Origin of the sequence: Staphylococcus sp. GDB20D11A, from assembly GCF_016893255.1 — a bacterium.
Lineage (GTDB): Bacteria > Bacillota > Bacilli > Staphylococcales > Staphylococcaceae > Staphylococcus > Staphylococcus aureus.
Window position 1 is genome coordinate 1 of the sequence record NZ_JAFEPJ010000035.1, and the last position, 12,664, is coordinate 12,664.

At 29.7% G+C, this 12,664-nt stretch carries 10 protein-coding genes and 1 pseudogene; 2 read left to right on the forward strand and 9 right to left on the reverse strand.

Annotated elements, in window-relative coordinates:
• Positions 1–309: 309 nt before the first annotated feature.
• Together JV528_RS13535 and JV528_RS13540 are read left to right on the forward strand one after the other, a co-directional pair.
• Positions 310–2,043, forward strand: a complete 1,734-nt coding sequence (locus JV528_RS13535; protein WP_204177518.1) for an ATP-dependent nuclease — start codon at positions 310–312, stop codon at positions 2,041–2,043.
• Positions 2,033–3,571, forward strand: coding sequence for a UvrD-helicase domain-containing protein (locus JV528_RS13540; protein ID WP_204177517.1), 1,539 nt, complete (start codon positions 2,033–2,035; stop codon positions 3,569–3,571). The genes JV528_RS13535 and JV528_RS13540 overlap by 11 nt, the downstream gene beginning before the upstream one ends.
• A 298-nt stretch (positions 3,572–3,869) precedes the next feature.
• On the opposite strand, the pseudogene cap8L reads toward JV528_RS13540, so the two are convergent.
• From cap8L to JV528_RS14925, 9 genes and pseudogenes are all read right to left on the reverse strand, one after another.
• Positions 3,870–4,916, reverse strand: a pseudogene (gene cap8L, locus JV528_RS13545) (type 8 capsular polysaccharide synthesis protein Cap8L); the annotation flags it as partial.
• A gap of 33 nt (positions 4,917–4,949) precedes the next feature.
• On the reverse strand, positions 4,950–6,188 hold the full coding sequence (cap8K, locus tag JV528_RS13550) for a type 8 capsular polysaccharide synthesis protein Cap8K (RefSeq protein ID WP_001238812.1): 1,239 nt from the start codon (positions 6,186–6,188) through the stop codon (positions 4,950–4,952).
• 8 nt (positions 6,189–6,196) lie between these two features.
• Entirely contained in the window at positions 6,197–6,754 is a 558-nt protein-coding gene (gene cap8J / locus JV528_RS13555) for an acyltransferase (RefSeq protein ID WP_204177515.1), read from the reverse strand.
• Positions 6,751–8,145: a type 8 capsular polysaccharide synthesis protein Cap8I gene (gene cap8I / locus JV528_RS13560; protein ID WP_204177513.1), complete on the reverse strand. Its 1,395-nt coding sequence runs from the start codon at positions 8,143–8,145 to the stop codon at positions 6,751–6,753. Before cap8I ends, cap8J begins: the two co-directional genes overlap by 4 nt.
• Entirely contained in the window at positions 8,138–9,217 is a 1,080-nt protein-coding gene (gene cap8H / locus JV528_RS13565) for a type 8 capsular polysaccharide synthesis protein Cap8H (RefSeq protein ID WP_001216929.1), read from the reverse strand. Before cap8H ends, cap8I begins: the two co-directional genes overlap by 8 nt.
• Positions 9,218–9,219: 2 nt before the next feature.
• The gene (gene cap8G / locus JV528_RS13570; protein WP_000413165.1) at positions 9,220–10,344 is read right to left on the reverse strand and encodes a type 8 capsular polysaccharide synthesis protein Cap8G; all 1,125 of its coding nucleotides are present in this window, start codon (positions 10,342–10,344) and stop codon (positions 9,220–9,222) included.
• A 3-nt stretch (positions 10,345–10,347) separates the two neighbouring features.
• Positions 10,348–11,457, reverse strand: a complete 1,110-nt coding sequence (gene cap8F, locus JV528_RS13575; RefSeq protein WP_001028290.1) for a type 8 capsular polysaccharide synthesis protein Cap8F — start codon at positions 11,455–11,457, stop codon at positions 10,348–10,350.
• Between the two features lie 12 nt (positions 11,458–11,469).
• Positions 11,470–12,498, reverse strand: coding sequence for a type 8 capsular polysaccharide synthesis protein Cap8E (gene cap8E / locus JV528_RS13580; protein ID WP_000459062.1), 1,029 nt, complete (start codon positions 12,496–12,498; stop codon positions 11,470–11,472).
• On the reverse strand, positions 12,488–12,664 hold the full coding sequence (locus JV528_RS14925; protein WP_398572690.1) for a hypothetical protein: 177 nt from the start codon (positions 12,662–12,664) through the stop codon (positions 12,488–12,490). The genes cap8E and JV528_RS14925 overlap by 11 nt, the downstream gene beginning before the upstream one ends.

Sequence of the window (12,664 nt, forward strand, 5' to 3'; positions counted from 1 at the left end):
TGAATGGATTTATTCTTCAAGAAAATACATCAATTTTGATAAGTAGAAATGGTAAAAACATTGTATAGCATTTAACACAGGAGTCTGGACTTGACTTTTAGTTGCAAAAACAATAAAAAAAGTATAGTTACTATCATTATAAAAACCACAAAACCTCTTAAAAATAATTTAATAAGTCTTATAAAATAACCGTTATTATAGTAACCATAGACTTATAATTTATTACTTGAAAAATTAAGTGGTTTTGTGGTTTGAAACCTAGATATTTTATATTCGTAATTTAGTATAGAGAAACTATGGGGTGAAGATGTGAAATTAAAAAATCTTAAAGTCAAAAATTTCAGGAATTTTAGTGATATAAATTTAGCTTTAAATAATAGAAATATCATATTTGGAATGAATGACATTGGAAAAACAAATTTATTACAAGCAATTAGGTTTATATTTGATAGACAAATTAGAATTAATGGATTTAAATCTTCAGATTACCACAAAAATGATACTACCTTGCCAATTGAAATAATAATTGAAATTGATATAAGTGATAGAAGTGATGAAACACCAAAATCTCATGATTCTAAACTATTAATTTCTAAAATCAAAGAAGCTAGAAACAATCTCGATTATCCTGATTCTTTTTTTATTATGTTAAAAGGGGTATTTGATGAAAAAGAAATCTTTGGTAACCCAGTTTTATACTGGGGGTCAACATTAAGTGACTTAGAATTGGTACCAGTTAGAGGACAAACTTCTGCTATAGATGATATTTTTCACGTTGAGTATGTTAACCCCACCTCTTCTTTAGAGCATACTTTTAAAAAATATAAAAAAAGTCTTTTTAATAATAGTTTTAAAACTGAAGATGATATCACTATAGAAAATGACATCAACCAAAACATAAATGACTTAAATAATAATATTAGTAAACTTGATGTAGTTAAAGAAGCTCAAGAAAGTTTAACATCCTCCTACAAATCATTTAGAAATGAATCAATGAATATAGAACTCCGCTCTGAAATTGCAATAAATGGTTATTTAAATAATCTTATTCCTTACATTAAATGGACTAATGAGGATGGCTATTACCCAACTGGAGGCGATGGTCGAAAAAAATTACTAACCTATGCATTAACTAAAATGATAACTGAAAAGTTTGCTAACAGTAATATAGTTATATATTTAATTGAAGAACCTGAAAATAATTTGCACAGGTCCATGCAAGTAGCTTTTTCACAACAATTGTTTAATGACAAGATTTATAGTTACTTCTTTTTAACTACACATTCTTCTGAAGTTTTATATGAAATGGATGATACACAATTAATTAGGATTTCAAATCCCAATAAAAGTATTGGAAATTCTTATCATCATTATCTACCAGAAGGATATAAAAATATTAAAAAAATGTTAAATAAAGGATTATCACAAGCTATATTTTATAATAATGTCCTCTTAGTTGAAGGTGGATCGGAATACACTTTGTTTGAAACTGTTTTGAATTTTATATATCCAGAAAAAGAAATTGACGGAAAATATACACTTCAAGTTGATGGTGTCGGATTTAAAAAATACACAGAATTATTTGATGCTTTAGATATTGTTTATTTTGTACAAACCGATAATGATCTTCAACGTATGAAACATTCTCAAAATGAATATATGACTACTGGATTTAAAAGATGTTTTGAAATCATAAATGAAACCAGTCCTTTACAAAAAGTAACATTAGACTTAAATGACAAAAATAAAGACATAAAATTAAAAGAAAAGAAAAAAGAAATCTTTAATACTAACACACCCTATATATTGCAATTAAAAGAATCAAATATTTATCTCTCTGAAATTGACCTTGAAAATGATTTATATAAAGTTATGGGCGAAGATATGTGCGAGATATTAACTACAGATACTCCAGTTGCAAAACTTCAAGAAAGAAAACTTTTTAACATGGTAGAATTTGTTAATCATTTAAATGAATGCCAAGCCCAAAAAATATATGAAGGTTTTAGTGTTCTGAAAGGATTTATTGATTATGAAATATAATTCTTATAATACAAATGACTTAGAAACACGAAACAAAGCAATTCACAGTAATGAAGATACTCTTATTCTTGCAAGCGCTGGGACAGGAAAAACTAAATTACTTGTTGATAAATTAATTTATGAAAAAGATCATAATGATTCATATCAAACTTTTGCAGCCCTGACTTTTACTAATAAAGCTGCGAAAGAAATAAAAGATAGAGTTAAATTTAACAACAGACATCTTTTTATAGGAACGATAGATGGATTTTTAGAGAAAGAAATTATTGAACCATTTATTTCTCTATACTTAAAAACTGAAAGTAAATTATTTTACAGTTACATGAATGATAATAAATTCACTTCTTATAGTGAAGGCATGCAACAAATTATTGATGAAAATATTGTTGGAACCTATAAAGAACCATCAAAAAACTTCAAGTGTGAATTGTCATTAAAAATTTTAAAAGAGGTCATATACTCACGTGAGTATCTAAAATTTAAATATAAGAAGATCTTTATCGATGAATACCAAGATTGTGATTTTGCAATGCATTCCTTGTTTCAATTTTTAAATACTCAACTTGAAATTAAAATGTTTATCATTGGGGACCCTAAACAAGCAATTTATCAATTTAGAGGTGCGAAACCTCAATATTTAGAAGAGTTAATTAAAAAAGATAATTATTTAAAATTACAACTCAACAATAATTTCCGTAGTAAGCAAAATATAATCGACTTTTCACAAGCAATTAGTCCCGAAGTAGAAGTGGAGAATTTGGTCAATTCTCACAGTATATTTTATTATGCTAGCAATCCATCAGAGTCCAAAGTAAATATTATAAAATTTTTAATTAAAGAATCTATAATAGATCTTTCATCTAAAACATTCCTTATTTTAGGTAATAATAGCGATATTTATAAATTACATACGGAATTAGATAATATTTACCCTAGAGAATTTGAAATTATTAATAAAACTAATATAACCAATTGTATTAATAAATCTATACTTGAATCTATTGCAAGGTTTTATTTTGATTCCAATTTTTCTGAGTATGATTTTATTGAAAATTTATATTTGGAATATGATAATATATTGATTACTGATATTAAACATATTTTACTTAAAATTAAAAATGAACCACGTATCAAAAATATAGAAGAATTATTTGATAGATTAAAAATTCCTATATATGAATTTGAGGGTGAATTAGAATCAGAGCTTCTACAAACTATTTTGCAAAATGACATTAATAAAACCCTTTATAAAATGCAAACAACTTCGAAATTATTGTTAACTACACACGCTTCTAAGGGTTTAGAGGCTGATACAGTAATCCTTTTTACTAATTATTTCTTTCATTATCAGTCATTTAATGCAGAAAACAACTACGTAGCGATTACTCGTGCAAAAAACAAGTTAATTTTGATTGATGATTATAACTGCCGATATAAAAAGCGTATGAATATGCTTTTAGAAGAACATCAATATAACAAATTTATTTTTGATGATTTTGTAACTTGTATAGGTAATGCTACACAGTAGCTATCCTTAACATTTATTCTACTTCCATAATTCTCCTCAATAATGGGTATTTGTATCCAAATACCCATTATAAAAATAAAAGAGCTAATCCAAAATTGATTTGCATCTCAAAACTTGGATTAACTCTTTTTATGTTTTTTGACCATTTAAGCTTATCTAAGAGTTCGATCCCATAGTCTCTAACACAAAATAATATCCTAGGCGTTAGTATATTATAAAATTGATACAATATATCTTTTTTTATTATTCACAATAGATTATACACAATCTATTTTTTAGTTTTATTTGTGGTAAGCTTACCCGCATCATATTGTTCAACATGTTGAACGATATCAGATTGCTTATCCATGATGAGTACCAACGGCTTCTTAGCTGCAAGGTAGCCATAATTCTTGCTCGGCACGCCTAAACCAACGCCTTCTTTAATCAGCGATGCAATACATACATCCGCAATTTTTAATACGTCAGCATAGTCTGTACCTGTTAAAAACTCAAACATTTTAACATTTTCAATACGATGGTCTTCTATTGCCGTTTTGACATCTGCAAATTTCTTACCATGACCACAAAGTATTGTTAACGTTTGAGGCTGATCCTTATTTAATTTTAAAAATGAGATAAGTGTCTCCATATCCTGTAACTGCCCCATATTACCGCTATACAATATAATTTTGTCGTATTGCTCACGGTAAGCTTTAAATGTGTCATTATAGATACGATTGTCTTGTAACTGACGCATGTCATACCAGTTAGGAATCACATGAATATTGTCAGGATTTTTAGAAATTTGATGATTTACTAAATAGTTTTTCATTTCCGTACCAAGGACAATGACATTTTCAGCATTCTTGTAGACATGTTTATTAATGTAACGCATCAGTTTATCAATCATGCTACCTGGACGTGTTGCACCTGTCTTAATCGCATTATCAGGTGCTATATCATATACCACAAAAGAATATTTTTTCTTAAGCAGTCTGTGTAGAACGTCTGGTATTAATGGCAAGATTGGTGGATTAGAGTAAACAAGAATCTGATCATATTTCAACATTTTAGGTATATTAATCACGAATTTTGAAAATAAACTAAAGAAATTGATGATCCTTCCAACCTTACTTTTGTTATTAAACCTCGAACACTTGAGACGTCGAATGCGAATACCACGATGCATCTCGGTTTTAGAAACCTGTTTATGATTACTATATTCATATGGCCATCCACACATGACATCGACATTAATGTGATTCGCAATTAAATCTTCCGCCAATTGTGTTGGTAACGTCGCTGAAGATACATATTCCGGATAAAAATACTGACATAAAATCAAAATCTTTTTTTCACTCATCTAATCGACGTCCTTTTTATTAATGAATTTAGACTAAGAATTTTTGAACTGTTTATTTTTAGCAAAATAATAGAGTGCTATGAAAAATATCATGTACGATACGATTAAAACAACTGTATTAATAGATACAAAGTTTAAAAAAGTTAAATTAAGCATTTTTGATATAACAAATGTTACAGTAGTACCTATTAAAAATAACGCTTGTAGTATTAATTCTAACTGTTGCTTTTGTAATACAATCACAGAAAGTGATACCGTTGATACAATCAGCCTGATAACAAATAATGGGATAACAATTTTTATAACTGTAATTGCGTCAACCCAGCTGTGTCCTAATAATATATTGACTAATTCTTCACTGAACAAATAAAGTGGCATATAAAGAATTATAGAAACTATAACCAGTATGGAACTAAATTTAAGTAATAAATTTCGGAAGCTACCATGCTCAATATAATAGTCATTAGCTTGTTGCATAAATATTTTTGATAACCCTAAAGAAATAATTGTCACTGGTATGCCTAGTACTCTTATGGCCATACCATAAATACCTACTTCTGTATTGGTATACAAAATACCTATAAAGAACACAACAACCGAGAAAGACAAACTATTTAATAATATTGATGGTGTTGAATAAACTAACTGATTTTTATTTTCTAAAAATAATGCTTTAGTTTCTTCTTTATCTCTCACAATATTAAAGTGCTTTTTAAACGTTTTATATCCTAGTGTAATGCCTGCGATATAGGATAATGAAAAACCAATAATTAATCCTAGACTTCCTAATGCTAAAAGTCCGAAAATGATTTGAAGTAAAGCCATTGATCCAGCTCTAAACACATTAATCAAACTTAACACTTTATATTTTCTTTCCTTATTTAGATAATTTGTAAAAATGTTTGTTAAACTTACCAAAAACAACATAATAATAATGAAAATAAAATCTAATATAAAGTTTGGGTATAACCATGCACTAATCGCAAATATTGGTATCAGTATTAATAAAATAAGCAATGATATCAAAAAACTGATTTGTGAAAGTATATTAGCACTACGGTCATTTTTGGTATTCACAATCAACAAATCGTATCTTGCATTTATTATTGGTATTAAAATCATTGCGATATTTGAAAAAATTGTAAACTCACCAAATTCTGTAGGTGAATATAGTCTTGTAATAATTGGGGTAGTGATGATTAATATGACTTGAGCGATGCCACTGCTTAAAATCATTAAGAACGAATCGCCAATAAATTTATTTAATCTCATAATTAACCTCAGATTTTCTTGATGACTTTCGCTGGATTTCCACCTATAACAACGTTACCTTCTGGAAAACTTTTTGTTACAACCGACCCAGCCCCTACAATTGTATGTTCCCCCAATTCTACTCCTGGTAATATAACTGAGTTCATTCCAATCCAACTATAATTCCCTATTTTGACATCTTCACCTGGTGTATGTGACTTCAAATTTTTAATATTATGATTAGCTGTAATAATACCTACGTTAGGCGCTATATAAACACCTCTACCTATATATATAACTGCTGAAAAATTATTAAAATACGTCCCGGGCGATTGGAAAATATGAATATCATTTTTATCAAAAACAATGTTATTAGGGTTATGCATTCTAACAGTTATATCTGCAGGAAATGGCAAGCTCGTATTTATTCCTAACAACTTGAACGGAACAGCTTTCCACGCCCATAACCATCCAGCCACTTTATTTTCAAAATAATATCCAGTTAAATATTCTTTCTTATAAAATAATAATAGTGGTGTATTCATTAATCTAAATATTTTCGATTTCATAAATGTTTTTACAATCATTCTATCCCTACTTTTTTAGTAAATTTTTTTATTATAATGCCTCGGATAATAGCTATAACATATACAACTAAAATCATAGAAATCAATGTGATTAATGGTGTCGGGTGACTAAAAATACTCGTAATAAGTCTCATATAAATATATGTACCAATAAATATCACTTCTAACGAATGACTCTTCCGAATAATATACTCACTCAGAAATGCAAAAAAGATATTTGCAATTAAATTCAAATAGAAGAATAAGGGTCCAAAATAAATAATTCCATATCCAGCACTCGAAATTAGATGCCCAGTCAATTGTTTACTACCATATATCAATTGGTTAAAAAGTTGGCTAGTAATCAACTGCTTTTTATCTACAAAGAAATTAAAACCAAAAACAGCTCTAGTATTATCAAATAAATATTGTTTGAACGAACCATTATAGTAATTCAAATAGTCTATAGAAGCTGCAATATTGCTAGGTCCATAAAAATATGACTGCAACGTGTCAACTATCTTAAGATTACTTACACTTGTACTATTTAACGCCTCGCTATATGAACTATAATTAAACACATACAATTCTTTATATAGTGTCATCAATGCTAATACGAAAATACCAACAGATATAATAATGATATTGATACGTCTTTTGTGCTTAGAAAACAAGAGTGACACCACTGTTAAAACAGCAACCATCGTATAAAGTTGATAACTTCTTCTTTCACCAACAATTAAACTAATATTTAAAATTCCTATAGCTAGCGGCAATACAACATAAATAATTTTAGGATTCTCTTTATACTTTTTATATGAAGCATATGCGATTATTAAGAATAATAACGCTAAGGCAAGTTGAAATAGCATTACAAAAAGGACATTTAAACCACTTGTTGCTTCGGTTCCTCTTCCCATTGCATCTGTTTTAATAATTAAAAATGATATGTTTTTGCGCACTTCGGGAAAAGCTACAAAAATCCCACAAATAACAAGACCAAACACAATGTAATAAATTGATGATCCAGAAAGTGTAAAGCTATTTCTTGATACCACTTCATGTTTGAATAATTTAGATAGTATCAATATAAATAGAGAGCCTATGATAAACTCCACACTCATATAAATAACCGCTTGATTAAAATAAGCTTGTCCTAATGGTAAATTATCTATAGTTGAATCCTGGAAAAACACTATCATAGCAGGTATAAATACTAATCTAAGAAAACCTAAAACATCGTATACAATTTTCGAAAATTTAAAATTCGGATTATTCGAGAAGCTTATAAAGAGCTTTCCTACTCCATAACTTATAGGTGCTAAAAATAATAAAGGTTTATCACCTAACATAAGGCAAGGAAACATTAAAATGGCAATAACATATGAAGTGACATTATATATCTTATTCATTAAATATCCTGCCTATCTCTTGATAGAACTGTTTATTATTTTCAATTACATCGTTTCTATAAGCTTCTCTCTTATGATTAATGTCCATTACATCCAAATTGTTATACCAATCCATCAATTCATCACCAATACCTTTTAAATTTTCTGGATTAATACTAAAACCCAGTCCGAATTTATTAGCTTCTGTAGCGGTGAATGTATCATCTGTTGTAATAATAGGTTTGTTTAAAAACAACGCATAATACATTCTTATGGATAAAGCAGTATCTAAAGCAATATTTTGATTACCAAACAAATTATTAAGTATATCAATTTCATTTAAATATTTCGGTGTTTCTTTCAAGTCAAAGCCGCCAGAAAATGTAATATTATTAATAAAATTTTCTCGAGCAAAGACTTCTAATTTTTCCGACCCTGTTCCAAAATATTGCATATGGAACCTTGAATCATTTGCCAGTTCCTTTATCAATTTTTGATTTATCTCATTAAATCTAACATTACCAATAAAACCTATATTAATTGGCCATCTTTTTTTGAATCCATCGGTCACATTACTTTCTCTAATAATACTCATGTTATAACTATAAATAATTCTATATTTTTCAGATTTAGGTAAAAATTTAAGAAAACCTTCTGAAGATAATGTTGTCAGCCTGCTAGCATCAACGATTTTTTTCATTCTATACTTAATAAGTTTATTATTTTCAAAAAAGTAGTCCCTTATATTTAAAATAAATTTATTTTTATAGTGTTTTTCTAAAAAACTTTTAAATAAGTGTCCTGTATAACTTCCCCATACTATGACAAAATCATAATGATTTTCTTTAAGAATTTTCATAGCGTATGGCCTAAATCGATAGTAAGCAATAGCTTTTTTGATAAATGTCCAATCTTCTTTAATATCTACTTTATATTTATAGTAATTATTGATGCCTTGGATATGTTCTTCGATATCATATTTGTCAGTGTATATAATGTCCACCTCATTGATATTCAAATCAATGTGGTTTAAATAATGTGATAATAATGACATATGCTTAATGTTAGTAGCGCCAAGAATCGCTATCCTCATCGTCATTTCCTCCAAGTATTTCGATTGATAATATCTTTATAACTTTGAATAATTTTAACTACTTTTGTCGAAACGTTAGTGTCTTTATAATCAATAGCATCAATCATCGGTTCGTTATTGTTTTGCATCTCTCTTGCTAGTTCAACAGATTGGATTAGATTGTTATAGGTAATACCACCTACAATAACCGTACCTTTATCTAGTACTTCCGGTCTTTCTGTGGAAGTTCGAATAAGGACACCAGGGAACTTCAAAATAGACGACTCTTCTGACAATGTTCCACTATCTGATAGCACAACAAATGCATCTTTTTGCAATGCATTATAATCAAAGAAACCAAATGGCTTTAACTGTTTAACTAATGGATCAAATTCAAATTTACTTTCTTCAATTTTCTTCCAACTTCTTGGATGCGTTGAATAAATCACAGGCATTTTATACTTTTTGGCAATATCATTTATCGCATTCATTAATGATTTAAAATTCTTTTCATTATCGATATTCTCTTCTCTATGCGCAGATACTAAAATGTATTGTTGCGGTTCTAATCCTAGTTTATTTAAAACGTCACTGTGATTAATTTTATCTCGATGCGCTTCTATCACTTCTGTCATCGGTGATCCTGTCACAAAGATATTCGCTTTATTGAAGCCTTCATCTAATAAATACCGTCTGCTATGTTCTGTATAAGGTAGATTCACATCACTGACATGGTCAACAATTTTACGATTGATTTCTTCAGGTACATTCTGATCAAAGCATCTATTACCCGCTTCCATATGGAACACAGGAATCTTTAATCGTTTAGCAGATACTGCTGCTAAGCAACTATTTGTATCACCAAGAATTAAAAGTGCATCTGGTTGTTCGCGTAATAAAACATCATATGCCTTCGCAATAATATTCCCCATCGTTTCTCCGAGGTTACTTCCAACTGCCTCTAAGTAGTGGTCCGGTTGTCTTAATTCCAAATCATCAAAGAAAATTTGATTCAATGTATAATCATAATTTTGACCAGTGTGTACTAATATCTGATTAAAATATTGATCACATGCTTTAATCGTTGATGATAAACGAATGATTTCAGGCCTTGTACCAACTATTGTCATTAATTTTAGTTTTTCCATGCGCTATACCTCCAAGAAATACGTATCTGGCTGATTTGGATCAAACATTTCATTCACCCACATAATAGTTACCATATCTGTATCGCCTAAATTTTCAATATTATGTGTGTATCCTACTGGTATGTCTACAACTTCTAATTTGTCGCCAGAAACGTAATATTCAATGATTTCATCATCATTAACATGTCTAAAACGAATTACTCCTTTACCTGATACGACTAGAAATTTTTCGTTTTTAGTATGATGCCAGTGATTACCTTTAGTAATACCTGGTTTAGAAATATTTACAGAAACTTGACCACGATCCGGTGTTTTTATAAATTCTGTAAAAGAACCCCTATCATCCACATTCATAAGTAAGGGATAACTAAAGTCTGTACTAGGTAGATAGCTTAAATACGTACTATACAAATCTTTTTCAAATAAGTTATCTAATTTCGGCAATGTTCGATCGAGACGTGACTGTTTGAACTTGTATAATAAATCTACAATTTCTCCCAATGTCACTTTAAATACATTTGGTACTGTAGGTACACCATTTTCAATCGTTGGAGTTCCTTCAATAGCACGTTTTATTTCAGCGACGATATCATCCACGTAGTTTAGCGTTAGTTCAACGTCCCGATTATTAACTTGAATCTCTTCGTTACGTGCAATTTTGTAACAAAATGTTGCTATCACTGAGTTATAATTCGGCTTACACCACTTGCCGAATAAATTTGGCCAGCGATAAATATAAACCGTATTGCCATACTCTTCGGCATATTGTCTTAATAGCTGTTCACCTTGCAACTTACTCTCACCATAAGGATTATCTTGTGTTGCTTGTATTGAAGACGATAATAATATCGCCGGCTTTTTCTTATTTCTAGTTAATATATCAAGTACATGATCTAAATAACTCACGTTTCCTAAGCTGAATTCTTTGTCGTGTTCAGGTCGATTGACTCCCGCTAAATGTACGACAAAGTCTGCTTTCAACAACGCTGACTCTAATTCTTCCTCTTTAGTTTGTCGATGTACTTCGAAAATATGATGATCTGTCGTTGATGTTAAATCTGCTTTCAAGTTTTTTCCTACAAAACCCTTTGCTCCTGTAATTACAATATTCAACGTCAATCTCTCCTATCTCATTGAAGCTTTATAATCATTCAATTCGTTTCTAACATATTCTAGTGTTAAAAGTTTTTCTTTTATCTCTTCCACCGTTAAAATATGTGTATTATCGGAGTTATATTCATAAGATTGCGTAATCTTTTCGTTACCGGTTTCAACATAATTACTATAATTTAAATCTCTGGAGTCTGCCGGCACTCTAAAATAATCACCCATATCTTCACATTGTGCGTATTCTTCTCTCGTCAACAATGTTTCTGCTTTTTTCTCTCCATGTCGCGTACCAATGATTTCAATTGCATTATCAGCTTCAAACAATTCTAATAATGCGGTCGCAAGATCCCCTACCGTTGAACTTGGTGCTTTTTGAACCATGATATCGCCTGTCTCTGCATGCTTAAATGCATGAACAACTAGTTCTACCGCATCTTCTAAACTCATTAAAAATCTTGTCATATCAGGATCTGTAATCGTTAAAGGTTCTCCAGCTTTGATTTTGTCGATAAACAAAGGAATTACTGACCCTCTTGAAGCCATCACATTGCCGTATCTTGTACCGCAAATAAGCGTTTGTTCACTACGAATATTTCTTGATTTGGCTACGAATACTTTTTCCATCATTGCTTTCGAAATACCCATAGCATTAATAGGATACGCTGCCTTATCTGTAGATAAACATATGACTTTTTTAACATTTTGATGAATAGCACTTTGTAAGACATTTTCTGTACCAATAATATTTGTCTTCACTGCCTCAACTGGAAAGAATTCACATGACGGCACTTGTTTTAAAGCTGCTGCATGGAATACGTAATCAACATCTCGCATTGCTGTTTCTACACTTTGACTATCACGCACATCACCAATGTAGAACTTTAATTTTGAATTATTATATTTTTTTCGAATATCATCTTGTTTTTTCTCATCGCGTGAAAAAATACGAATTTCTTTAATATTAGAATCTAAAAACCGTTTCATAACAGCATTACCGAATGATCCTGTGCCCCCAGTAATTAATAAAATTTTGTCATCGAACATAATTATCTCCCTTTTTGCCATTGGCATAGTTAATAATTTTTTCTTTACTAAAGTCATTGACGATGTCTTGAATAATCGCTTCAACTTCATTACATTTCATATGTTGTACTTTGCCACGATAAATTTTTTCAAATACTTGTTCAGGATGAACCTCATCTTTATTCAT

Excerpts from the sequence above, each read along its gene's own strand:
- JV528_RS14925 (WP_398572690.1), bottom strand. The coding sequence starts at position 12,664 with ATGAATAAAGATGAGGTTCATCCTGAACAAGTATTTGAAAAAATTTAT.
- cap8E (WP_000459062.1), bottom strand. The coding sequence starts at position 12,498 with ATGTTCGATGACAAAATTTTATTAATTACTGGGGGCACAGGATCATTC.
- cap8I (WP_204177513.1), bottom strand. The coding sequence starts at position 8,145 with ATGAATAAGATATATAATGTCACTTCATATGTTATTGCCATTTTAATG.
- cap8H (WP_001216929.1), bottom strand. The coding sequence starts at position 9,217 with ATGAGGATAGCGATTCTTGGCGCTACTAACATTAAGCATATGTCATTA.
- cap8K (WP_001238812.1), bottom strand. The coding sequence starts at position 6,188 with ATGAGATTAAATAAATTTATTGGCGATTCGTTCTTAATGATTTTAAGC.
- cap8J (WP_204177515.1), bottom strand. The coding sequence starts at position 6,754 with ATGATTGTAAAAACATTTATGAAATCGAAAATATTTAGATTAATGAAT.
- JV528_RS13540 (WP_204177517.1), top strand. The coding sequence starts at position 2,033 with ATGAAATATAATTCTTATAATACAAATGACTTAGAAACACGAAACAAA.
- cap8G (WP_000413165.1), bottom strand. The coding sequence starts at position 10,344 with ATGGAAAAACTAAAATTAATGACAATAGTTGGTACAAGGCCTGAAATC.